Below are 21,449 nucleotides of genomic sequence, written 5' to 3'. Positions count from 1 at the left end.
GGGCGAACACGGCTCTGCCGCGCATTCCGCGGCATGACACACGAACGACAGGAATCCACGATGGAGAAGCAACCCGACTCGTCTCGCGATGCGCAGAATCGCGAACCGCACCTGCGCAGCGTGCGGCTGACGAGCGATTTCAGCCTGCCGAAGCTGTCGGCACTCGAGATCGGCAGCTATGTGTTTGCGATCGTCGCGATGTGGCTCGTGATCGAGCTCAAGCTGCTCGGCGGGCTGCTGGCCGGCCTGCTCGTCTACCAGCTGATCCACACGATCGCCCCCGTGATCGAACGCCACACCACGAGCATGCGCGCGCGCTGGGTCGCCGTCGTGCTGCTGGCGATCGCGATCGTCGGCGGGCTGACGGGCCTGACGATCGGCATCATCGAACACTTCGAACGCACAGTGCCGAACCTGCAAAGCCTGCTCGACCAGCTGATGCAGATCGTCGAGCAGACCCGCGCCCGCACGCCGGCCTGGATCGCGAACCTGCTGCCCGTCGACGTCGAGCAGATGAAGACCAAGGCGGCCGTGCTGATGCATTCGCACATGGACCAGCTCCAGCAAAGCGGCAAGAGCGTCGCGCGCGGCTTCGGCCACGTGCTGTTCGGCATGATCATCGGCGCGATGATCGCGATCGGCGTCGAGCACGGCAAGGTGCGCCGGCCGCTGTCCACTGCACTTGTCACGCGCGTGTCGCGCTTCGCCGACGCCTTCCGCCGGATCGTGTTCGCGCAGATCAAGATCTCGGCGATCAACGCGATGTTCACCGGCATCTACCTGCTCGTCGCCCTGCCGATCTTCCACCAGCGGCTGCCGCTGTCGAAAACGCTCGTGCTCGTCACGTTCATCGTCGGCCTGCTGCCCGTGATCGGCAACCTGATCTCGAACACGCTGATCGTCGCCGTGTCGCTGTCGGTCAGCATGGGCACCGCGATCGCATCGCTGGCGTTCCTCATCATCATCCACAAGCTCGAATACTTCCTGAACGCGAAGATCATCGGCGGCCAGATCGAGTCGCGCGCGTGGGAGCTGCTGCTCGCGATGCTGATCATGGAAGCCGCGTTCGGGCTGCCGGGCGTGATCGCCGCGCCGATCTTCTATGCGTACCTGAAGCGCGAGCTGTACCTGCTGCGGCTGATCTGAAACAGCCCGCGCGTCAGAAGCGATAAAAAAACGCCGCGCCCCGTGAAGGGCGCGGCGTTTTTGTTTGTGGCGGCCGGCGATCCGGGGGCCGGCCATCCGGGGGCCGGCCATCCCGCAGCCGGCTGTCCAGCGCCCGACGAATCAGCGGAACACGACCGTCTTCGTCCCGTTCAGCACGATCCGGTGCTCGACGTGCCACTTCACCGCGCGCGCAAGCGTCACGCATTCGACGTCGCGGCCGATCGCGGTCAACTGGTCGGGCGTCATGCTGTGATCGACGCGCTCGACTTCCTGCTCGATGATCGGGCCTTCGTCGAGATCGGTCGTCACGTAGTGCGCAGTCGCACCGATCAGCTTCACGCCACGATCGAACGCCTGGTAGTACGGCTTCGCGCCCTTGAAGCTCGGCAGGAACGAATGGTGGATGTTGATCGCGCGGCCGGCGAGCTGCTGGCACATATTCGGCGACAGGATCTGCATGTAGCGCGCGAGCACGACGAGATCGGCCCGATGCTCGTCGATCACTTCCAGCACGCGTGCTTCCTGCGCGGCCTTCGCGGCGTCGGACGAGCCGCCGATCAGCGGGAAGTGATGGAACGGGATGTTGTAGCTCGCGGCGAGCTGGTAGAACTCCTTGTGGTTCGACACGATCGCCGGGATCTCGATCGGCAGCTGGCCGGTGCGATAGCGGAACAGCAGGTCGTTCAGGCAATGGCCGATCTTCGACACCATGATCACGACGCGCGGCTTCACGGCCGCGTCGTGCATTTCCCAGCGCATCGAGAACTGCTCCGCGAGCGGCGCGAACTCCCGGCGCAGCGTGTCGAGCGCCGTGGCGGCATCCACGCCGCCGCCGTCCTGCTCGAAGTGCACGCGCATGAAGAATTCGCTGGTGCGGCTGTCGCCGAACTGCGCCGAATCGAGGATGTTGTTGCTGCGCTCGAACAGGAAGCCCGAGACCGCATGGACGATGCCGTGCCGGTCGGGGCACGACAGTTTCAAGATAAAGCTGTGATCGGTCGGCATGACCGCTACTCCCTTCGTTTCCGTATTCGTCAAATTGCCCGTTCGCGCCGCCAGGCTGCGTGCGCGGCACGCGTCACGCGGCCGGTGCGAACAGTGCGTCGATACCCGCCGCGTCGGCCGCCGGGATCCAGCGATGGCGCAGCAGCGTGTCGAGCGTCGCGAGGCTCGCATCCATCGTCGCGCGGCCGTCGCGCAGCCAGCCGATCACCTCGGGCACACCGGCCAGCAGGTGCTCGGCCACTTCGCCGTCCTGGTTGCGCGGCGCGAAGTCGCGCGGCAACGGCAGGTCGTACACGAAGATCAGTTCGGACTGCGTGCCTTCCGGCAGCGAGCACAGCACCTGCACCGCGCGGCCCGCGATCGCGCGCGCCGCCAGTTCGGCCGGAATGCCGGCTTCTTCCCAGCATTCCTTCGCGAGCGTCTCGTGAACGCCCAGGCCCCAGCCGATGCCACCGGCAACGACGTTGTCGAGCATGCCGGGGTCGGTCGCCTTGGTCTCGCTGCGGCGGCCGAGCCACATCTGCGGGACAGCCGCCGCAGACAGCTCGCCCGGTGCAACCGCATATTCTACGATGCCGTTCAGATGCACCGCGTAAGTCTGTGTGCCGAAGAAGCGCGACGCGGCGCGCTCGATGTACGCGAGCGGCGGATCGTCGAAGCGGTTGCGGATCGCGTAGATCTCGTCGCGCCAGCCGGGAATCGCGCCTTCGGCCGCGAGCGCGCCGATCGCGCTCGCCAGCGCCATGCTGCGCGCATCGACCGAGTCGTAGCGCGCCGACAGCACGACGCGCTCGTCGGTCAGCTCGAACACGTCGGGCCAGCGGGCAAGCATCGCGACGTCCTGGCGACGCACCCAGCCGACCGCCTGGCCGGCGATCTCGAAACGCAGGTGCGCGGCCGGATCGAAGCGGCGCGCGGCCGCAATGCACGGAAACGTCATCGTCTATCAGTCCTTCAACGCCACGCGGATGCCGATCGCGATGAACGTCGCGCCGGCGATCCGGTCGAGCCACACGCCGGCCTTCGGGCGGCGCTTCAACCACGCGCCGATCATGCCCGCGCCGACGCCGAACAGCGAAAAGATCGCGGCCGTCTGCAGCATGAACAGCGCGCCGAGCTCGAACATCTGCAGCGTCACGCTCTGCCCGCCGTGCGGATCGACGAACTGCGGCAGGAACACGACGAAGAACAGCGTGACCTTCGGGTTCATCAGGTTGCCGATCACGCTCTGCCGGAAGATCGTGCCGAGCGGCTGCGGCGGACGCTCGTGCGCGTTCGCGAGGCCCTGGCTGCGCAGCGCCTTGATGCCGATCCACACGAGGTACGCGGCGCCCGCGAGCTTCAGGATCTCGAACGCGACCGGCGACGAACGCAGCACGGCCGCGACGCCGAGCGCCGCGAGCGTCGTGTGAAACAGGATCCCGGCGGTGAAGCCGAGCGCGGCGACGAAGCCGGCCGCGCGGCCCTGCGAGATGCCGCGAGCGAGCACCTGCAGGTTGTCGGGACCCGGCGCGAACGTAATCGCGATCGACGTGGCGAGAAACAGCATGAAGTTGGGCATCGTGACCTCGCTGCTAACGTGAACTCAGGTGGATTCAGGCTGGCCGGCGTTCAGTGGCCGGCGAATTCGGTGACGGTATAAACCGGCAGTCCCGCGTTGCGCAGCAGCGCCGAGCCGCCGAGATCGGGCAGGCCGATGATCGCCGCGCCTTCGACCACTTCCGCGCCGAGCCGCTGCAGCAGGTTGCGCCCCGCCATCATCGTGCCGCCGGTCGCGATCAGGTCGTCCATGATGATCACGCGGTCGCCGGGGCGGCACGCATCTTCATGAATCTCGACCGTCGCGCTGCCGTATTCGAGGTTGTACGATTCCGAGCGCGTCTTGTACGGCAGCTTGCCGACCTTGCGGATCGGCACGAAGCCGACGCTCAGTTCGTATGCGACGATCGGCGCGATGATGAAGCCGCGCGCGTCGAGGCCCGCGACATAGTCGAGCTTCGCATCGACATAGCGTTCGACGAACAGGTCGACGAGGATGCGCAGCGCCTTCGGGCTCTGCAGCAGCGTCGTAATGTCGCGGAACATCACGCCCGGCTGCGGCCAGTCCGGCACCGTGCGGATCTGGCTGTGGATGAAGGCGACCGGATCGAGCGGTGCGCCCGACGACGAATGCGGCATGAAACTCTCCAAAAAAAACGGTGCGCGAAGATCGGGCACCGTTTCGAGTAAATACGGGTCAGGTTATCAATCCGAGCACGGGCTCAGGCGGCTGCGGCCGGCGGATCGCGCCGATGGCGCGACAGCCGCTCCTCCGCGAGCGCGAGCGCCTCGGGCAGCCCGCGCAGCACGACGATGTCGCTCGCGCGCAGCTTGGTCTGCGGATCGGGTTCGACGCCGCGGATGCCGTGCCGGCGGATCGCCGTGACTTCCAACCCGAGCGCATACAGCCCCAGTTCTTCCAGCGAACGCCCGACCGCGTCCGCGCGCGCATCGACCGGCACCGATTGTAGCCGCACCTGCTCGTGGTCGTCGTCGTCCGCATCGTCCGCCCCGCGGAAATAGCCGCGCAACAGGCTGTAGCGTTCGTCGCGCATCTCCTCGACGCGCCGCACGACCTTGCGCATCGGCACGCCGACCAGCACCAGCGTGTGCGACGCGAGCATCAGGCTGCCCTCGACGATCTCCGGAATCACCTCGGTCGCGCCGGCCGCGAGCAGCTTCTCGAGATCGGCATCGTCGACGGTACGCACGATCGCGGGCAGCGTCGGCTCGAGTTCGTGCACGTGATGCAGCACGCGCAGCGCGGACGGCGTGTTCGCATAGGTGATCGCGACCGCCGCCGCGCGGTGGATACCGGCCGCGAGCAGCGACTCGCGGCGCGCCGCGTCGCCAAACACGACCGATTCGCCGGCCGCGCCGGCCGCGCTGACGCGATCGGGGTCGAGGTCGAGCGCGACGTACGAAATGCCTTCCTGTTCGAGCATCCGCGCCAGGTTCTGGCCCGCGCGGCCGTAGCCGCAGATGATCACGTGGCCGCGCTGCTTGAGGCTCTGCGTCGCGATCCGCGTCATCTGCAGCGACTGCTGCATCCATTCGGTCGACGACAGCCGCATCACGATCCGGTCGGCGTTCTGGATCAGGAACGGCGCGGCGAGCATCGACAGCAGCATCGACGCGAGGATCGCCTGCAGCAGCGTCGCATCGACGAGATGGCGGTCGAGGATCAGGTTCAACAGCACGAAGCCGAATTCGCCGGCCTGCGCGAGGCCGATGCCGGTGCGCATCGCGACGCCCGGCGTCGCGCCGAACAGCCGCGCGAGCCCGGCGATCATCGTTCCCTTGAACAGGATCTGCCCGACGAAGAACGCGAGCACGAGGAACGGGTGCTCCCAGATCACGCGCGGGTCGAGCAGCATCCCCGTGGTCACGAAGAACAGGCCGAGCAGCACGTCGCGGAACGGCTTGATGTCCTCCTCCACCTGGTGGCGGAACGGCGTCTCGGAGATCAGCATCCCCGCGATGAACGCGCCGAGCGCGAGCGACAGGCCGAACTTGTCGGTGATGAACGCGGCGCCGAGCGTGACGAGCAGCAGGTTCAGCACGAACAGCTCCTGCGAGCGTCGCCGCGCGACGACGTTGAGCCAGCGCGTCATGAAGCGCTGGCCGATGACCAGCAGCAGCGTGAGCGCGATCACGATCTTGACGGCCGCGAAGCCGAGCGTGATCGCGAGGTCCTTCGACGATTCGGCGCCGAACGCGGCGATCACGATCAGCAGCGGCACCACCGCGAGATCCTGGAACAGCAGCACGCCGAAGATGTTGCGGCCATGCTCGGTCTCGATCTCGAGCCGCTCGGCGAGCATCTTCGACACGATCGCCGTCGACGACATCGCGAGCGCGCCGCCGAGCGCGATACTGCCCTGCCACGTGATGTGTACCCAGTGCTCGAACAGCATGCCGAGCACGAGCGCGAGCACGAGCGTCGCGACGACCTGCAGCAACCCGAGCCCGAACACGAGCCGCTGCATCGCCCTCAGCTTCGCCAGCGAGAATTCGAGGCCGATCGAAAACATCAGGAACACCACGCCGAACTCCGCGAGATGCTCGGCTCGTTCCAGATCTGCCGCGATGCCGAACGCATGCGGACCGACCAGAATGCCGACGGTCAGGTAGCCGAGCATCGGCGGCAGGTTCAACGAGCGGAATACGACGACGCCCACCACTGAGGCCAGCAGCAGCAGCAGGGTCATTTCGAGCGGGGAAATCACAGGCGAAGCGTCCTCGTTCGTCGGGGCCACGGCAATGCGGGCGCGGGTGGTGGCGGTGGTCGGGCGACCTCGGACGAGTCCGAAGGCCCGGCGCGGCGAACAAACGCCTTTGCTATACTCCGCGCATGATAGCGAAAATCAATGATGATCGGGCGCTCGCGCTCGCCCGCGACGTGCTCGACATCGAGGCGGACGCCGTGCGCGCGCTGCGCGACCAGCTCGACGGCGGCTTCGTCCAGGCCGTCGCGCTGCTGCTCGGCTGCCGCGGCCGCGTGGTGGTGTCCGGTATCGGCAAATCGGGGCATATCGCCCGCAAGATCGCGGCCACGCTGGCCAGCACCGGCACGCCGGCCTTCTTCGTCCACCCTGCCGAGGCCAGCCACGGCGACCTCGGGATGGTCACCTCCGACGACGTCTTCATCGGCATCTCCTATTCCGGCGAATCCGAAGAACTCGTCGCGATCCTGCCGCTCGTGAAGCGGATCGGCGCGAAGCTGATCGCGATCACGGGCCGCGCGGAATCGAGCCTCGGCACGCTCGCCGACGTGAACCTGAACGCCGCGGTCTCGAAGGAGGCCTGCCCGCTGAACCTCGCGCCCACCGCGAGCACGACCGCCGCGCTCGCGCTCGGCGACGCGCTCGCCGTCGCCGTGCTCGACGCGCGCGGCTTCGGGTCGGAAGATTTCGCGCGCTCGCACCCGGGCGGCGCACTCGGCCGGCGCCTGCTCACCTACGTGCGCGACGTGATGCGCTCGGGCGACGACGTCCCGTACGTCGGGCTCGACGCGACGCTGTCGGACGCGCTGTTCCAGATCACCGCGAAACGCCTCGGCATGACCGCCGTGGTCGACGCCGACGGCAAGGTCGCCGGCATCTTCACGGATGGCGACCTGCGCCGCGTGCTCGCGCGCGACGGCGATTTCCGCGCGCTGCCGATCACCGACGTGATGACGCGCGACCCGCGCACGATCGCGCCGGATCACCTGGCGGTCGAGGCCGTGGAACTGATGGAGCGTCACCGGATCAACCAGATGCTGGTGGTCGATGCCAACGGCGCGCTGATCGGCGCGCTGAACATGCACGACCTGTTTTCGAAGAAGGTGATCTGATGAGCGCAGCGCTGACTGCGGCCGAACGCGCCAACCGCGTGAAGCTGATGATTTTCGACGTCGACGGCGTGCTGACCGACGGCGGCCTGCTGTTTACCGCGGCCGGCGACGCGATGAAGTCGTTCAATTCGCTCGACGGCCATGGCGTGAAGCTGCTCGGCGAAGCCGGCATCGCAACCGCGATCATCACGGGCCGCCGCTCGGAAATCGTCGCGGCGCGCGCGAAGGAAATGAAGATCGCGCACCTGTTCCAGGGCGTCGAGAACAAGCTCACCGTGTTCGCCGACCTGATCGCGTCGCTCGGCCTCACCGCCGACCAGTGCGGCTACATGGGCGACGACTGGCCCGACCTGCCCGTGATGCTGCGCTGCGGCTTCGCGACCGCCCCCGCGAATGCGCACCCCGAGGTGATCGCCCGCGCGCACTGGGTGGCCGAGGCCCGCGGCGGCCACGGCGCCGTACGCGAAGTCTGCGACGCGATCCTGCGCGCGCAGCGCCGCTACGACGCGCTGCTCGCGGCCGCCTGCGGAGCCTGACGGATGAACAAGCACTTCCGCTGGACCCAGTTGCTGCCGCTCGTCGCGGTCGCCGCGCTCGCGGGCATCACCTGGTGGCTGCTGCAGGCCACGCTGCCGCCGCCCGGCGAGGGCGCCGTGCAGCCGAAGCGCCATACGCCCGACTATTTCGCCGACAACTTCTCGGTCACCGAGCTCGACCAGTCCGGCGCGACCCAGTACCGGCTGACGGCCGCGAAGCTGATCCATTACGAAGACACTGAAGACAGCGACCTGACCGATCCGGCCGTGCGCGCGTTCCAGCCCGGCAAGCCGGTCGTCACAACCACCGCGAAGCGCGGCACCGTCAACGGCGACGTGTCGATCGTCGACTTGTACGACGACGCGCGCATCCTGCGTGCGGCCGGCGGCGGCGATCCGCAGATGCAGGCCGATTCCCAGCATTTCCGGATCTTCGTCAATGACGATGTGATCCAGACCGAAAAGCCGGTTAAACTTCAGCGCGGCCTGTCGCTCGTCAATGCGACCGACGGCATGAAGTACAACAACGTCACCCGGGTCATCGAGCTTTACGGCAACGTGCGCGGCACGATCGCCGCGGCGGACACGTCCGGCGGCTCGAAAGGTCAACCCAAGTGACGCTTCCCTCACGTGACTGCATGAACGAACCGTTCCCTCGACAGATTTCCGGCGGCGCTGCGCGCGCCGTCCGCGCCGCGCTTGCCGCGGCGCTCGTGGCGCTCCCGCTGGTCGGGCTGGCGCCGCTCGCCCATGCCGAGAAGGCCGACCAGAACAAGCCGATCAACGTCGAGGCCGACAACCTGACCTATGACGACCTGAAGCAGGTCACGGTCGCCACCGGCAACGTCGTGATCACGAAGGGCACGATCGTCATCAAGGGCGATCGCGTCGAAGTGCGCCAGGATCCGGAAGGCTATCAGTACGCCACGTCGTTCGGCAGCGGCAAGAAGCACGCGACGTTCCGCCAGAAGCGCGAAGGCATCGACGAGTACATCGACGGCGACGCCGAGCGCATCGACTACGACGGCAAGCAGGACCTGACCACGCTGACCACCGCCGCGACCGTGCGCCGCCTGCAGGGCACGTCGACGATTGCCGATACCGTGCACGGCAGCGTGATCACGTACGACGGCCAGCGCGACTTCTACACCGCGAAGGGCGGCAAGGACGTCGCCGCGCCGGGCAACCCGAACGGCCGTGTGCGCGCGATGCTGTCGCCGAAGAACGGCGGTCCTGCGCCGCTGAACGGCGCGCCGGCGAAGCTGTCGCCGTCGACCACGATCCAGGGGGCGCCGGGCCAATGAACGCGCTACCGAACCGCCAGCCGGCCGGCACCACGAGCTCGCTCGTCGTCCGCAACCTGAAGAAACGCTACGGCTCGCGCACGGTCGTCAAGGACGTGTCGCTCGACGTGAAGAGCGGCGAAGTCGTCGGCCTGCTCGGCCCGAACGGCGCGGGCAAGACCACGTCGTTCTACATGATCGTCGGCCTCGTGCCGCTCGACGCGGGCGAGATCTCGCTGAACGGCAGCTCGATCAGCCTGCTGCCGATCCACAAGCGCGCATCGCTCGGCCTGTCGTACCTGCCGCAGGAAGCGTCGGTGTTCCGCAAGCTGACCGTCGAGGAAAACATCCGCGCGGTGCTCGAGCTGCAGCACGGCGAAGACGGCAAGCGGCTGTCGAAGGACGCGATCTCGTCGCGCACCGAAGCGCTGCTCGACGAGCTGCAGATCGGCCACCTGCGCGAGAACCCCGCGCTGTCGCTGTCGGGCGGCGAACGGCGCCGGGTCGAAATCGCGCGCGCGCTGGCCACCAACCCGAACTTCATCCTGCTCGACGAACCGTTCGCCGGCGTCGACCCGATCGCGGTGCTCGAGATCCAGAAGATCGTCAAGTTCCTGAAGCAGCGCAACATCGGCGTGCTGATTACCGATCACAACGTCCGCGAAACGCTCGGCATCTGCGACCACGCCTACATCATCAGCGACGGCTCGGTGCTCGCCGCCGGTGCGCCGAGCGAAATCATCGAAAACGAAAGCGTGCGCCGCGTGTACCTCGGCGAACACTTCCGGATGTAACTCCCCCCTCGTGGCTGGCTGCACCCCGCCCGGCGTCGCCGCGCGGGGCCGCGCCCCGCTTCGCGGCCATGCCCGCGGCCGGGCGGCGCGCCGCGCGTAATCGCGGATGGCTCAACGCGCCTGGGTCGTGGCAAACTGCCGGTATGACTCCCTCCTTGCCATGAAAGCCAGCCTTCAACTCCGCCTGTCGCAACATCTGGCGCTGACGCCCCAGCTACAGCAGTCGATCCGGCTCCTGCAGTTGTCGACGCTCGAATTGCAGCAGGAAGTCGCGATGGCCGTCGCGCAGAACCCGCTGCTCGAGAACGACGACGAATGGATCGCGAGCCCGCTGCGCGTCGCAGCGGACGGATCGTTGATCGCGCAGACGCCGCCCGCGCAGAACACCGAGCCCACTTCGACGAACAGCAGCAGCTCGTCGAGCGATCGCGCCGAGCGCGACGAGCCGGCCGGCGCGGACGAGTACGACGGTTACGGGTCCGGTGACGGCAACGACGGCCCGCAGTGGAATCTCGACGAATTCGGCCGCTCGAGCGGCGCATCCGACGACGACGACCTCCCCCCGCTGCAGGTACAGGAAGCGGCGACGTCGCTGCGCGACCACCTGTCCGCGCAGTTGCGCGTCACGCAGGCCGGCCCGCGCGATCGTGCGCTCGTGATGTTCCTGATCGAATCGCTCGACGACGACGGCTACCTGACCGCGACGCTCGATGAAGTGCTCGCCGACCTGCCGCCCGAGCTGGAGATCGACTGCGACGAACTGAACGCGGCGCTCGCGCTGCTGCACAGCTTCGATCCGGCCGGGGTCGGTGCCCGCTCCGCCTCCGAATGCCTGAAGCTGCAGTTGCTGCGCCTCGATCCGTCCCCGACGCGCACGCTCGCGCTCGAGATCGTGTCGCAGCATCTCGAACTGCTCGCCGCCCGCGACTTCACGCGGTTGCGCAAGCACCTGAAGGCGAGCGACGACGCGCTGCGCGACGCGCACACGCTGATCCGCTCGCTGGAGCCGTTCCCCGGCGCCGCATACGGCAAGGCCGAGGCCGACTACGTCGTGCCCGACATCATCGTGAAGAAGGCCGGCCAGGGATGGCTCGCGGAACTCAATCCGGAGGTCGTGCCGCGCCTGCGGATCAACAACCTCTACGCGAACATCCTGCGCAACAGCCGCGGCGATCCGTCGGCCGGTTCGCTCAAACAGCAGCTCCAGGAAGCACGCTGGCTGATCAAAAACATCCAGCAGCGATTCGACACGATCCTGCGTGTCGCGCAGGCGATTGTCGAGCGTCAAAAGAACTTCTTTGCGCACGGTGAAATTGCCATGCGCCCCTTGGTTTTGCGGGAAATAGCTGATACGCTGGGCCTACACGAGTCGACTGTCAGCCGTGTGACAACCGGGAAGTACATGCTGACCCCGTTCGGGACGCTTGAATTTAAGTACTTCTTCGGATCTCACGTTTCGACCGACACCGGAGGCGCCGCTTCGTCGACAGCCATCCGAGCCCTCATCAAGCAACTGATAGGAGCTGAAGACCCTAAATCGCCACTTTCGGACAGCCGCATTGCCGAGCTGCTGGCAGAACAAGGATTCGTGGTCGCGCGCCGCACGGTTGCGAAGTACCGCGAAGCCCTCAAGATCCCGGCAGTGAATCTGCGCAAGTCTCTTTAAGCCTGCTGCCTGCCCGGCGGCAGGCGTGTTCCGGCCACCGCGCATACGGGGAACAGGCCGGGCGACCTGTCCGCGATACGCCGCCTCGTGCGGCACGGGCAAGTCGACCGGAGCGCCGCCTCGATGCGGCCGGGTGGTCACTCGCTTGGAGAAGCACTATGAACCTGAAGATCAGTGGACATCATCTCGAAGTCACGCCTGCAATTCGCGAATACGTGATCACCAAGCTGGACCGGGTGCTACGGCATAGCGATCAGGTGATCGATGGCACTGTGATCCTCTCGGTCGACAACCACAAGGAAAAGGACAAGCAGCAGCGCGCGGAAATCAACCTGCACCTGAAGGGCAAGGACATCTTCGTCGAAAGCGCCAACGGTAATCTGTATGCAGCGATCGATCTGCTGATCGACAAGCTGGATCGCCAGGTCGTCAAGCACATGGAGCGCCTGCAAACGCACGCGCACGACCCGATCAAGCTTCAACCGTCGATCGACCAGATCGAACTGCCGCCGCAGTAACCTTCACCGCAACACACACGTCGCCCGGTTCGCCGGGCGTTTTTTTTGCGACTCCGCGCAGTGGTGCAACCGGTCTGTCCGCGCTGCGCCACGCACGCGGCTGTGCTCTATAATGTTCCGGTTATCGCCGGGGGGCGCTGGACGCGGTAGCTGCCTTGCAGGTTGCCGATGCCGAACGCCTTGATATCGCCGAACATGGGTAATCAGTCTGCCGCCGCAAGGAGACCCCAGGCCGCCCAATCGCCTGCCAACATGAATCGCCTAGCCAAAATCCTGCCCATAGAGAACGTCGTCATCGACCTCTCAGTCACCAGCAAGAAACGCGTGTTCGAACAAGCCGGGCTGATGTTCGAGAATCAGAACGGCATCGCCCGCAGCACCGTCACGGACAACCTGTTCGCGCGCGAGCGCCTCGGCTCGACCGGGCTCGGCGAAGGCGTCGCGATTCCGCACGGGCGCATCAAGGGTCTCAAGCACCCGCTCGCCGCGTTCGTCCGGCTCGCCGATGCGATCCCGTTCGAAGCCCCCGACGGCCAGCCCGTCGGCCTCCTGATTTTCCTGCTCGTGCCCGAGCAAGCCACCCAGCAGCACCTCGAGATCCTGTCGGAAATCGCGCAACTGCTGTCCGATCGCGACGCGCGCGAGCGTCTGCACAACGAAACGGATGTCGCCGAGTTGCATCGCCTGCTCACTCAGTGGCAACCTTGAGTTGATCCGGGCGGAATATTTTCCCGTACGCGGCGGCACACGCCGCCGTTCAGGGCCGCCCGGCGCCGGCCCGGCATGGCGATGTCCGTCGCCGCACGCACGCACCGGTCCATTGGAGTGACGAAAGTCATGGATACGTCCAGCATCAACGCCCAGAGCATCTTCGACGACAACGCGGCCACGCTGAAACTGAGCTGGCTGACGGGGCATGAAGGCTGGGAACGCGGCTTTTCGGCCGACACCGTCGGCAATGCCACCTCGAGCGCCGACCTCGTCGGCCACTTGAACCTGATCCACCCGAACCGGATCCAGGTGCTCGGCGAAGCCGAAATCGACTACTACCAGCGGCAGACCGACGAAGACCGCTCGCGCCACATGGCCGAGCTGATCGCGCTCGAACCGCCGTTTCTCGTCGTCGCCGGCGGCGCCGCCGCGCCCCCCGAACTCGTGTTGCGCTGCACGCGCTCGTCGACCCCGCTGTTCACCACGCCGATGTCGGCCGCCGCGGTGATCGACAGCCTGCGGCTCTACATGTCGCGGATCCTCGCGCCGCGCGCGACGCTGCACGGCGTGTTCATCGACATCCTCGGGATGGGCGTGCTGCTGACGGGCGACTCGGGCCTCGGCAAGAGCGAACTCGGCCTCGAACTGATCAGTCGCGGCCACGGCCTCGTCGCCGACGACGCGGTCGATTTCGTCCGACTTGGCCCCGATTTCGTCGAAGGGCGTTGCCCGCCGCTGCTGCAGAACCTGCTCGAAGTGCGCGGCCTCGGCCTGCTCGACATCAAGACGATCTTCGGCGAAACCGCCGTGCGGCGGAAAATGAAGCTGAAGCTGATCGTCCAGCTCGTGCGGCGCCCGGACGGCGAATTCCAGCGCCTGCCGCTCGAAAGCCAGACCGTCGACGTGCTCGGCTTGCCGATCAGCAAGGTCACGATCCAGGTCGCGGCCGGCCGCAACCTCGCGGTGCTCGTCGAGGCGGCCGTCCGGAACACGATCCTGCAGTTGCGCGGAATCGACACGTTGCGCGATTTCATGGATCGGCAACGACTCGCGATGCAAGATCCCGACAGTCAGTTCCCCGGCAAACTGGTGTAACCCGCACGCGCCGGCCGCGCAACGCCGACGCGTCGAGCCGGTGCTATGATGAAACGTCAGGATTCTCTGCTTCCCATGCGCATCGTCCTTATCACTGGCATCTCCGGCTCAGGCAAGTCCGTCGCGCTGAACGCGCTCGAAGACGCAGGCTATTACTGTGTCGACAACCTGCCGCCGCACGTGCTCCCCGAACTTGCCCGCTACCTCGCCGAGGACGGCCAGCGCCGGCTCGCGGTCGCGATCGACGCGCGCTCGAGTGCGTCGCTCGACGAAATGCCCGGCCTGATCCGCGAGCTGTCGCGCGAACACGACGTGCGCGTCCTGTTCCTCAACGCAAGCACCCAGGCGCTGATCCAGCGCTTCTCCGAAACGCGCCGCCGCCATCCGCTGTCCGGTTCGGTGTCGCACGATGCGAACGTCGGCCTGCTGTCGTCGCTCGAGGAAGCGATCGAGCGCGAACGCCACCTCGTCGCGCCGCTCGCCGAATTCGGCCACCAGATCGACACGAGCACGCTGCGCGCGAACGCGCTGCGTACGTGGGTCAAGCGCTTCATCGAGCAGAAGAACAACGACCTGATGGTGATGTTCGAATCGTTCGGCTTCAAGCGCGGCGTGCCGCTCGACGCCGACCTGATGTTCGACGTGCGCGCGCTGCCGAATCCGTACTACGACCATGAGTTGCGCCCGCTCACCGGGCTCGACCAGCCGGTCATCGCCTTTCTCGACGCACTGCCGATCGTCCACCAGATGATCGACGACATCCATGCGTTCCTGATGAAATGGCTGCCGCACTTCCGCGATGACAACCGCAGCTACCTGACCGTCGCCATCGGCTGCACGGGCGGGCAGCATCGTTCGGTGTTCATCGCGGAAACGCTCGCCACGCGCCTTGCGCACGAGGCGAACGTGATCGTGCGGCATCGTGACGCGCCAGTGGATGTCGACGCGTCGTCGCGGCTCGTCTCCGAGGTCGACCGACCCTAGCGACGCACGCCCCAACGCCCGCGCGCCATGTCCTCCCTATCGACCACCCTGATCGACCTGCCGCTGTTTCCGCTGCACACGGTGCTGTTTCCGGGAGGCCTGCTCCCGCTCAAGGTGTTCGAGGCGCGCTATCTCGACATGTCCCGCGCGTGCCTGCGCGACGACGCACCGTTCGGCGTGTGCCTGCTGAAGAGCGGGCCCGAAGTCGCGCAGGACGGTGCTGTATCGGTGCCCGAGACCATCGGCTGCATGGCGCGCATCACCGAGTGCGATACCGGCGAATTCGGCATGCTGTACCTGCAGGCGGTCGGCACGCAGCGTTTCGAGCTGCTGTCGTATCGCGTCGAAGGCAACGGGCTGCTGGTCGGCATCGCGGAGCCGCTGCCCGACGACATCCCGCTCGAAGGCGAGCAGACGCTCGCGCAATTCGGCTCGTGCGCCGAGGTGCTCGAGCGCATCATCGACGCGCTGAAGAAGTCCGAACCGGGCAAGATGCCGTTCGGCGAACCGTTCCGCCTCGACGATCCGAGCTGGGTGTCGAACCGCCTTGCGGAACTGCTGCCGCTCGACCTGCGCGCGCGGCAGAAGCTGATGGAGTTTCCGGACGTCGGCGCGCGCATCGACGCCGTGCACCACGTGCTCGGCCGGCACGGCTGGTTATAAAGGCCCCCAGACCTGCCGCTCCGCGCCAGGCCCCCCGAGGGGGTCAAGAAAACTTGGGACGGCCCGGCGTTTTCTTGAGCGCGCCCCTTCCCCTTCGTTACAGCAGCGGCCCGCTCAGCGCATCGAGCAGCTTGCGCACCGGTGCCGGCACGCCATACGCGTCGAGCCGGCTCAGCGGCACCCAGGCGGTGTCCGCGTCCCGCGCGCCCGAAGGCAGCCCGCCACCGTCGGCCATGTCGCTCAGCCGCGGCTCGATCTCGAGCCGGAAATGCGTAAACGTGTGCGTGAGCGGCGCGAGCGGCACCGTGCCGCCGCCGCCGAAGCCGCGCGCGAGTTCCGCGAGCGCGGCGTCGCCGTCCGCTTGCGGCAGGCTCCACAGCCCGCCCCAGATGCCGGTCGGGGGCCGCCGCTCGAGCAGCACGGCGTCGCCGTCGCGCAGCACGAGCATCCAGGTCTTGCGCGTCGGCACGGCCTTCTTCGGCCGCGCGGCCGGCAGTTCGCGCTGGCGGCCCGTCGATTGCGCGACGCAGTCGCCCGCGAACGGGCAGCGCGCGCAATCGGGCTTGCCGCGCACGCACAGCGTCGCGCCGAGATCCATCAGCCCCTGCGTATAGGCGCTCACGTCGGCCGCGTTCGCGGCGTCGGGCAACAGCGATTCGGCGAGCGCCCACATGTCGTTCTCGACCCGCTTCTCGCCCGGAAAGCCCTCGACGCCGAACACCCGCGCCAGCACGCGCTTCACGTTGCCGTCGAGGATCGTCGCGCGCGCGCCGTATGCGAACGACGCGATCGCCGCGGCCGTCGAACGGCCGATGCCCGGCAGTTCGGCCAGCGCGTCGGGGGTCGCGGGAAACGCGCCACCGTGCTCGGCGACGACGACCTGTGCGCAGCGGTGCAGGTTGCGCGCGCGCGAGTAGTAGCCGAGCCCCGCCCACAGCGCCATCACGTCGTCGGTCGGCGCGGCCGCGAGCGCGGCGACGTCGGGGTAGCGTTCGAGAAAGCGCGTGTAATACGGGATGACGGTCGACACCTGCGTCTGCTGCAGCATGATTTCCGACAGCCAGATCCGGTACGGATCGCGGGTGTTCTGCCACGGCAGGTCGTGGCGGCCATGCTCGCGCTGCCACGCGACCAGGCGCGTGGCGAACGTGCGGTGCAGCGGCGTAACGGGGAACGGAGCGGGGGCGATGCGGGGCGGCTTCAAGTTATCTAATCGTGAAAAAAGGTTTCAACGCTGGCACGTCGGGCAGAAATAGGTCGACCGCTGGCCCTGCACGATCTGGCGGATCGGCGTGCCGCATACGCGGCAAGGCTGGCCCGCACGGTCGTAGACGAAGCAGTCGAGCTGGAAATAGCCGCTTTCGCCGTTGCTGCCGACGAAATCGCGCAACGTGCTGCCGCCGCGCTCGATCGCGTCGGCGAGCGTCGCGCGCACCGCATCGGCCAGCCGCTCGTAGCGCGGCAGCGAGACCTTGCCCGCGGCCGTCGTCGGCCGGATGCCCGCGCGAAACAGGCTCTCCGACGCATAGATGTTGCCGACGCCGACGACCATGTCGCCCGCGAGCAGCGCCTGCTTGACCGACACGGTGCGGCCGCGCGTGCGCGCATGCAGCAGCGCGCCGGTAAACGCCGGCGAGAACGGCTCGACGCCGAGGCTCGCGAGGAGCGGATGCGCATGCACGTCGCCCGCTTCGCGCGGGTGCCACAGCACCGCGCCGAAGCGGCGCGGATCGCGGAACCGCAGCACGAATTCGTCGAAGATCCAGTCGATGTGGTCATGCTTCGCGGCAGCCGGCACGCCGTCCGCGGGCAGCACGCGCAGCGTGCCGGTCATGCCCAGATGGACGATGAACCAGCCCGCATCGACCTCGAACAGCAGGTACTTGCCGCGACGCTCGACGGCGAGCACCTCGCGCGCGCGCAACTGCTCGGCGAGCCCGGCCGGCACGGGCCAGCGCAGCATCGCGGTACGGACGTCGACACGCTCGACGCGGCGGCCTGCGACAAAGGGCTCGATGCCCCGGCGCGTGACTTCGACTTCTGGCAACTCTGGCATTGTTTGCGGGTCTGAGACTGGATTACCGATCGTGCGTGTATTGTAGCGAGCGCGTTACAATCGGTTGAAACATCGAACGGATTTCCATGACCCTGCCCTCGAAGCTGCTTCAGAAGCGCCCCGCCGCCGAGCGCGGCGCACGCGCCTTCCCGGTCCGCCGTGCACTCGGCGCCGCGTTGTTTGCTGCCTGGACCCTTACCGCCTTCCCGGCCCACGCGCAGGATCCGGCATCGGACGACGCGGAGCCGCAGGGCGCGTTCGAGCACGTGATGCCGGACGAGCAGAAGAATCTCCCCAGCGTGCCGCTGACGAGCCAGATCGTCTACCAGGTGCTCGCCGCCGAGGTCGCGCTCCAGCGTAACCAGCCGGCGCCGGCCTACCAGACCTACCTCGCGCTCGCCCGCGACACGCGCGATCCGCGCATGGCGCAGCGTGCGACCGAGATCGCGCTCGGCGCGCAGAGCCCGGCCGACGCGCTGTCCGCCGCGAACCTGTGGCGCCAGTACTCCCCGGATTCGAACCGCGCATCGCAGGTCGACGCCGCGTTGCTGGTGCTCGCCGGCAAGCCGGCCGACGCGCAGCCGATGCTCGCGCGCGAGCTGGCACGGGCGACCGGCGAGACGCGCGGCCCGGCGATCCTCGCGCTGCAGGCGCTGCTCGTGCGCGGCTCCGACCGCGTCGGCGGCCTCGCGGTGCTGAAGGACATGCTGAAGAACGACCTGAACCGGCCCGAGGCCCAGCTCGCGATCGCGCGCCAGCAGCTTGCCGTCGACGACAAGGACGGCGCCGCGCAGTCGCTGAAGCAGGCGCTGCAGATCCGCCCCGACTACCTGCCGGCCGCCCTGATGCTGTCGCAGATGGGGCCCGCGGAACGTGCGGCGGGCATCGCGTCGTTCGAGAAGTATGTTCAGCAGAATCCGAAGTCGCGCGATGCGCGGCTCGCGCTGTCGCAGCTCTATCTCGCCGACGATCGCCTCGACGACGCGCAGAAGCAGTTCGAGACGATGCGCAAGCTCGACTCGAAGGATCCGACGCCGCTGATGGCGCTCGCGCTGATCAAGATCCAGCAGAAGAAGCTCGACGAAGCGACCGTCTACCTGAAGCAGTACGTCCAGCTCGGCGACAAGCAGCCGAACCTCGACGTCGGCCAGGGCTACATCTACCTCGCGCAGATCGCGATCGACCAGGACAACGACGCGCAGGCGTCGCAATGGCTCGACAAGGTCGACCAGACGAGCCAGCACTACCTCCCCGCGCAGATCACGCGCGCGCAACTGCTGCAGAAACAGGGCAAGACCGACGAGGCACGCAAGGTGCTCGACGACCTGCCGATCACGGATCCGCGCGATGCGGCCGTGGTCGCACGCACCGACGCGTCGATCCTGTTCACCGCGAAGCGCTACCCGGAAGCCGAGGCCCGGCTCGGGCAGGCGGTCCAGGACTTCCCCGACGATCCCGACCTGCGCTACGACTACGCGATGGCGGCCGAAAAGACCGGCCACTACACGACGATGGAAAAGCAGCTGCGCGAGCTGATCCGCACGCAGCCCGACAATCCGCAGGCGTACAACGCGCTCGGCTATTCGCTCGCCGACCGCAACCAGCGGCTGCCCGAAGCCAGCAAGCTGATCGACAAGGCGATGACGCTCGCGCCGAACGACGCGTACATCATGGACAGCCTCGGCTGGGTGAAGTACCGGATGGGCGATACGGCCGGCGCGGCGAAGGTGCTACGGCGTGCGTACGAACTGCAGCCGAACGCCGAAATCGGCGCGCATCTCGGCGAAGTGCTGTGGAAGAGCGGCGCGCAGGACGACGCGCGTACCGCGTGGCGTGCCGCGCAGAAGCTCGAGCCGGACAACGACACGCTCGTGCAGACGCTGAAACGCCTCCAGATCAACGGTCTCTGATGCAGATGTTCCCGATGTTTTCCCTGTCCTCCCGCGCGCAGCGCACGCTGGCCGCAGCCGGCGCGGCGCTCGCGCTCGCCGGCTGCGCGAGCACGCCGCCGTCGGCAAACGCGCCGACCGGCGCGGCGCTGCAGACTGCCGCAACGCACGCTTACCATGGCCGCTTCGCGGTGCAGTACGACGACCGTCTCGGCAAGCAGCAGAACGTGTACGGCAACTTCGACTGGCAGGAGCACGGCGACGACGTGTCGCTCGAGCTGCGCAGCCCGCTCGGCCAGACGCTCGCGGTCGTGAAGTCGACGCCGCAGGCGGCGTCGCTCGAATTGCCGAACCGTCCGACGCAATATGCGCCGGACGTCGGCGACCTGATGCAGAAAACGCTCGGCTTCGAACTGCCGCTCGCGGGCCTGCGCTACTGGCTGCTGCCGACCGCCGCGCCCGCGACGCACGCGGAGACGGTGCGCGATCCGGCCGACGGCACGCGCGTCAAGCAGATCCGCCAGGACGGCTGGACGATCGACTACCTCGCCTACGCGGATGCCCCGGCCACGGGCGTCAAACGCGTCAACCTCGTGCGCGCGACACCGCCGCTCGACATCAAGCTCGTGCTCGATCAGTGAGCACCCGCCTAGCCCAGACATACGCATGACCGATTCGACCCGCTCGCTGCGCAACTGCCTTGCGCCCGCGAAACTCAACCTGTTCCTGCACATCACCGGCCGCCGTCCGAACGGCTATCACGATCTGCAGAGCGTGTTCCAGCTGCTGAACTGGGGCGACACGCTGCACTTCACGCTGCGCGACGACGGTCGCGTCGCGCGCGTCACCGACGTGCCCGGCGTGCCCGAGGAAAGCGACCTCGTCGTGCGCGCGGCCAACCTGCTGAAAGCGCATACGGGCACCGCGCACGGTGTCGACATCGAGATCGACAAGTGCCTGCCGATGGGAGCCGGCCTCGGCGGCGGCAGTTCCGACGCGGCGACGACGCTGCTCGCGCTGAACCGCCTGTGGCAACTCGACCTGCCGCGTGCCGAGCTCCAGTCGCTCGCGGTAAAACTCGGCGCAGACGTCCCGTTTTTTATTTTTGGAAAAAATGCGTTCGCAGAGGGTATCGGAGAAGAATTAGCTGAGGTACAATTGCCGACTCGCTGGTTCTTGGTTGTAACGCCCCGCGTTCACGTCCCAACCGCTGAAATATTTTCAGATGAGTTGTTGACAAGAGATTCGAAGCGCGTCACAATTACGGACTTTCTTGCACAGCAAAGCAGCGATGCGGGATGGCCAGATAGTTTCGGTCGGAACGATATGCAGCAAGTTGTAACAAGTAAGTACGCGGAAGTTGCGCAGGTGGTCAAATGGTTGTATGATGTGACCCCCGCGAGGATGACCGGCTCCGGAGCAAGCGTGTTTGCAGCGTTTCACAGCAAACATGAGGCAGAAGCGGCGCAAGCCAAGCTGCCCACCGGTTGGAATGGTGCAGTTGCCGAGAGCCTGAACGAGCATCCGCTCTTCGCTTTCGCGTCATGAAGTTTTACTTTGCCGAACGGCCTACACGAGTTCGGTAAAGCAGTCAGTTAAGTGTAGGGGAGTCGCCAAGTTGGTCAAGGCACCGGATTTTGATTCCGGCATGCGAGGGTTCGAGTCCTTCCTCCCCTGCCAAAAATTTTCCCGCATTTCCCGCCCA

At 67.0% G+C, this 21,449-nt stretch carries 22 protein-coding genes and 1 tRNA gene; 16 read left to right on the top strand and 7 right to left on the bottom strand.

Translation table 11 applies throughout. The features are described from left to right. The first annotated feature begins 60 nt into the window (after positions 1 to 60). Entirely contained in the window at positions 61 to 1,146 is a 1,086-nt protein-coding gene (locus tag BDO18943_RS32160; RefSeq protein ID WP_175025454.1) for an AI-2E family transporter, read from the top strand. A gap of 141 nt (positions 1,147 to 1,287) precedes the next feature. Here the strand turns inward: BDO18943_RS32160 and purU are convergent, their stop codons facing one another. The 5 genes from purU to BDO18943_RS32135 form a co-directional block, all read right to left on the bottom strand. Further along, positions 1,288 to 2,172 carry a formyltetrahydrofolate deformylase gene (gene purU / locus BDO18943_RS32155; RefSeq protein ID WP_175025453.1) on the bottom strand — a complete coding sequence of 295 codons (885 nt, stop codon included), beginning with the start codon at positions 2,170 to 2,172 and terminating at the stop codon, positions 1,288 to 1,290. A 73-nt stretch (positions 2,173 to 2,245) separates the two neighbouring features. Beyond that, positions 2,246 to 3,112, bottom strand: a complete 867-nt coding sequence (locus BDO18943_RS32150; RefSeq protein WP_175025452.1) for an NUDIX hydrolase — start codon at positions 3,110 to 3,112, stop codon at positions 2,246 to 2,248. 6 nt (positions 3,113 to 3,118) lie between these two features. Further along, positions 3,119 to 3,733 carry a LysE family translocator gene (locus BDO18943_RS32145; RefSeq protein ID WP_089451298.1) on the bottom strand — a complete coding sequence of 205 codons (615 nt, stop codon included), beginning with the start codon at positions 3,731 to 3,733 and terminating at the stop codon, positions 3,119 to 3,121. Between the two features lie 50 nt (positions 3,734 to 3,783). Beyond that, the gene (locus BDO18943_RS32140; protein ID WP_175025451.1) at positions 3,784 to 4,350 is read right to left on the bottom strand and encodes an adenine phosphoribosyltransferase; all 567 of its coding nucleotides are present in this window, start codon (positions 4,348 to 4,350) and stop codon (positions 3,784 to 3,786) included. Positions 4,351 to 4,433: 83 nt separating this feature from the next. Next, positions 4,434 to 6,440, bottom strand: a complete 2,007-nt coding sequence (locus BDO18943_RS32135; RefSeq protein ID WP_175025450.1) for a monovalent cation:proton antiporter family protein — start codon at positions 6,438 to 6,440, stop codon at positions 4,434 to 4,436. Positions 6,441 to 6,565: 125 nt separating this feature from the next. On the opposite strand from BDO18943_RS32135, the gene kdsD reads away from it, so the two are divergent. The 11 genes from kdsD to BDO18943_RS32080 all read left to right on the top strand — a co-directional run bounded on the left by kdsD (position 6,566) and on the right by BDO18943_RS32080 (position 15,799). Further along, the gene (gene kdsD, locus BDO18943_RS32130) at positions 6,566 to 7,549 is read left to right on the top strand and encodes an arabinose 5-phosphate isomerase KdsD (protein WP_043187332.1); all 984 of its coding nucleotides are present in this window, start codon (positions 6,566 to 6,568) and stop codon (positions 7,547 to 7,549) included. Further along, positions 7,549 to 8,085, top strand: a complete 537-nt coding sequence (locus BDO18943_RS32125; RefSeq protein WP_175025449.1) for a KdsC family phosphatase — start codon at positions 7,549 to 7,551, stop codon at positions 8,083 to 8,085. The genes kdsD and BDO18943_RS32125 overlap by 1 nt, the downstream gene beginning before the upstream one ends. Positions 8,086 to 8,088: 3 nt before the next feature. Continuing rightward, on the top strand, positions 8,089 to 8,703 hold the full coding sequence (gene lptC / locus BDO18943_RS32120; RefSeq protein WP_175025448.1) for an LPS export ABC transporter periplasmic protein LptC: 615 nt from the start codon (positions 8,089 to 8,091) through the stop codon (positions 8,701 to 8,703). A 20-nt stretch (positions 8,704 to 8,723) separates the two neighbouring features. Then, positions 8,724 to 9,389, top strand: coding sequence for a lipopolysaccharide transport periplasmic protein LptA (gene lptA / locus BDO18943_RS32115; RefSeq protein WP_175025447.1), 666 nt, complete (start codon positions 8,724 to 8,726; stop codon positions 9,387 to 9,389). Further along, entirely contained in the window at positions 9,386 to 10,162 is a 777-nt protein-coding gene (gene lptB, locus BDO18943_RS32110) for an LPS export ABC transporter ATP-binding protein (RefSeq protein ID WP_034189275.1), read from the top strand. Before lptA ends, lptB begins: the two co-directional genes overlap by 4 nt. 160 nt (positions 10,163 to 10,322) lie before the next feature. Beyond that, positions 10,323 to 11,828: an RNA polymerase factor sigma-54 gene (locus BDO18943_RS32105; RefSeq protein ID WP_043187322.1), complete on the top strand. Its 1,506-nt coding sequence runs from the start codon at positions 10,323 to 10,325 to the stop codon at positions 11,826 to 11,828. A 158-nt stretch (positions 11,829 to 11,986) separates the two neighbouring features. Then, the gene (hpf, locus tag BDO18943_RS32100; protein ID WP_006477786.1) at positions 11,987 to 12,346 is read left to right on the top strand and encodes a ribosome hibernation-promoting factor, HPF/YfiA family; all 360 of its coding nucleotides are present in this window, start codon (positions 11,987 to 11,989) and stop codon (positions 12,344 to 12,346) included. 168 nt (positions 12,347 to 12,514) lie between these two features. Next, positions 12,515 to 13,054 (top strand): PTS sugar transporter subunit IIA, encoded by a 540-nt coding sequence (locus BDO18943_RS32095; RefSeq protein WP_080741751.1) that lies wholly within the window; start codon positions 12,515 to 12,517, stop codon positions 13,052 to 13,054. 129 nt (positions 13,055 to 13,183) lie between these two features. Continuing rightward, complete coding sequence (gene hprK, locus BDO18943_RS32090; RefSeq protein WP_011353227.1) at positions 13,184 to 14,152, top strand: HPr(Ser) kinase/phosphatase; 969 nt, start codon at positions 13,184 to 13,186, stop codon at positions 14,150 to 14,152. A 75-nt stretch (positions 14,153 to 14,227) separates the two neighbouring features. Further along, the gene (gene rapZ / locus BDO18943_RS32085; protein WP_175025446.1) at positions 14,228 to 15,136 is read left to right on the top strand and encodes an RNase adapter RapZ; all 909 of its coding nucleotides are present in this window, start codon (positions 14,228 to 14,230) and stop codon (positions 15,134 to 15,136) included. 27 nt (positions 15,137 to 15,163) lie between these two features. Further along, complete coding sequence (locus tag BDO18943_RS32080) at positions 15,164 to 15,799, top strand: LON peptidase substrate-binding domain-containing protein (protein ID WP_043187316.1); 636 nt, start codon at positions 15,164 to 15,166, stop codon at positions 15,797 to 15,799. Between the two features lie 97 nt (positions 15,800 to 15,896). On the opposite strand, the gene mutY is transcribed toward BDO18943_RS32080, so the two are convergent. Together mutY and mutM are read right to left on the bottom strand one after the other, a co-directional pair. Next, complete coding sequence (mutY, locus tag BDO18943_RS32075; RefSeq protein ID WP_060348972.1) at positions 15,897 to 17,003, bottom strand: A/G-specific adenine glycosylase; 1,107 nt, start codon at positions 17,001 to 17,003, stop codon at positions 15,897 to 15,899. A gap of 24 nt (positions 17,004 to 17,027) precedes the next feature. After that, entirely contained in the window at positions 17,028 to 17,855 is an 828-nt protein-coding gene (mutM, locus tag BDO18943_RS32070; RefSeq protein WP_175025445.1) for a bifunctional DNA-formamidopyrimidine glycosylase/DNA-(apurinic or apyrimidinic site) lyase, read from the bottom strand. Between the two features lie 86 nt (positions 17,856 to 17,941). On the opposite strand from mutM, the gene BDO18943_RS32065 reads away from it, so the two are divergent. The 4 genes from BDO18943_RS32065 to BDO18943_RS32050 all read left to right on the top strand — a co-directional run bounded on the left by BDO18943_RS32065 (position 17,942) and on the right by BDO18943_RS32050 (position 21,424). Beyond that, positions 17,942 to 19,765 (top strand): tetratricopeptide repeat protein, encoded by a 1,824-nt coding sequence (locus BDO18943_RS32065; RefSeq protein WP_043187307.1) that lies wholly within the window; start codon positions 17,942 to 17,944, stop codon positions 19,763 to 19,765. Then, complete coding sequence (gene lolB / locus BDO18943_RS32060; protein WP_043187304.1) at positions 19,765 to 20,385, top strand: lipoprotein insertase outer membrane protein LolB; 621 nt, start codon at positions 19,765 to 19,767, stop codon at positions 20,383 to 20,385. The genes BDO18943_RS32065 and lolB overlap by 1 nt, the downstream gene beginning before the upstream one ends. 25 nt (positions 20,386 to 20,410) lie before the next feature. After that, positions 20,411 to 21,292: a 4-(cytidine 5'-diphospho)-2-C-methyl-D-erythritol kinase gene (ispE, locus tag BDO18943_RS32055; RefSeq protein ID WP_174937826.1), complete on the top strand. Its 882-nt coding sequence runs from the start codon at positions 20,411 to 20,413 to the stop codon at positions 21,290 to 21,292. Positions 21,293 to 21,347: 55 nt separating this feature from the next. Beyond that, positions 21,348 to 21,424, top strand: a tRNA-Gln gene (locus tag BDO18943_RS32050). Positions 21,425 to 21,449: the final 25 nt, after the last annotated feature.

Source organism: Burkholderia aenigmatica (assembly GCF_902499175.1).
GTDB classification, from domain to species: Bacteria; Pseudomonadota; Gammaproteobacteria; order Burkholderiales; family Burkholderiaceae; genus Burkholderia; species Burkholderia aenigmatica.
This window is presented reverse-complemented; position numbering and strand designations above follow the sequence as displayed.

Coding starts and splice junctions, on each gene's coding strand:
- hpf (WP_006477786.1), top strand. CDS start 11,987: ATGAACCTGAAGATCAGTGGACATCATCTCGAAGTCACGCCTGCAATT.
- kdsD (WP_043187332.1), top strand. CDS start 6,566: ATGATAGCGAAAATCAATGATGATCGGGCGCTCGCGCTCGCCCGCGAC.
- BDO18943_RS32065 (WP_043187307.1), top strand. CDS start 17,942: ATGACCCTGCCCTCGAAGCTGCTTCAGAAGCGCCCCGCCGCCGAGCGC.
- lptC (WP_175025448.1), top strand. CDS start 8,089: ATGAACAAGCACTTCCGCTGGACCCAGTTGCTGCCGCTCGTCGCGGTC.
- lptA (WP_175025447.1), top strand. CDS start 8,724: ATGAACGAACCGTTCCCTCGACAGATTTCCGGCGGCGCTGCGCGCGCC.
- ispE (WP_174937826.1), top strand. CDS start 20,411: ATGACCGATTCGACCCGCTCGCTGCGCAACTGCCTTGCGCCCGCGAAA.
- mutM (WP_175025445.1), bottom strand. CDS start 17,855: ATGCCAGAGTTGCCAGAAGTCGAAGTCACGCGCCGGGGCATCGAGCCC.
- rapZ (WP_175025446.1), top strand. CDS start 14,228: ATGCGCATCGTCCTTATCACTGGCATCTCCGGCTCAGGCAAGTCCGTC.
- purU (WP_175025453.1), bottom strand. CDS start 2,172: ATGCCGACCGATCACAGCTTTATCTTGAAACTGTCGTGCCCCGACCGG.
- BDO18943_RS32160 (WP_175025454.1), top strand. CDS start 61: ATGGAGAAGCAACCCGACTCGTCTCGCGATGCGCAGAATCGCGAACCG.
- hprK (WP_011353227.1), top strand. CDS start 13,184: ATGGATACGTCCAGCATCAACGCCCAGAGCATCTTCGACGACAACGCG.
- BDO18943_RS32145 (WP_089451298.1), bottom strand. CDS start 3,733: ATGCCCAACTTCATGCTGTTTCTCGCCACGTCGATCGCGATTACGTTC.
- lolB (WP_043187304.1), top strand. CDS start 19,765: ATGCAGATGTTCCCGATGTTTTCCCTGTCCTCCCGCGCGCAGCGCACG.
- BDO18943_RS32080 (WP_043187316.1), top strand. CDS start 15,164: ATGTCCTCCCTATCGACCACCCTGATCGACCTGCCGCTGTTTCCGCTG.
- BDO18943_RS32095 (WP_080741751.1), top strand. CDS start 12,515: ATGCCGAACGCCTTGATATCGCCGAACATGGGTAATCAGTCTGCCGCC.
- lptB (WP_034189275.1), top strand. CDS start 9,386: ATGAACGCGCTACCGAACCGCCAGCCGGCCGGCACCACGAGCTCGCTC.
- BDO18943_RS32105 (WP_043187322.1), top strand. CDS start 10,323: ATGAAAGCCAGCCTTCAACTCCGCCTGTCGCAACATCTGGCGCTGACG.
- BDO18943_RS32125 (WP_175025449.1), top strand. CDS start 7,549: ATGAGCGCAGCGCTGACTGCGGCCGAACGCGCCAACCGCGTGAAGCTG.
- BDO18943_RS32140 (WP_175025451.1), bottom strand. CDS start 4,350: ATGCCGCATTCGTCGTCGGGCGCACCGCTCGATCCGGTCGCCTTCATC.
- BDO18943_RS32150 (WP_175025452.1), bottom strand. CDS start 3,112: ATGACGTTTCCGTGCATTGCGGCCGCGCGCCGCTTCGATCCGGCCGCG.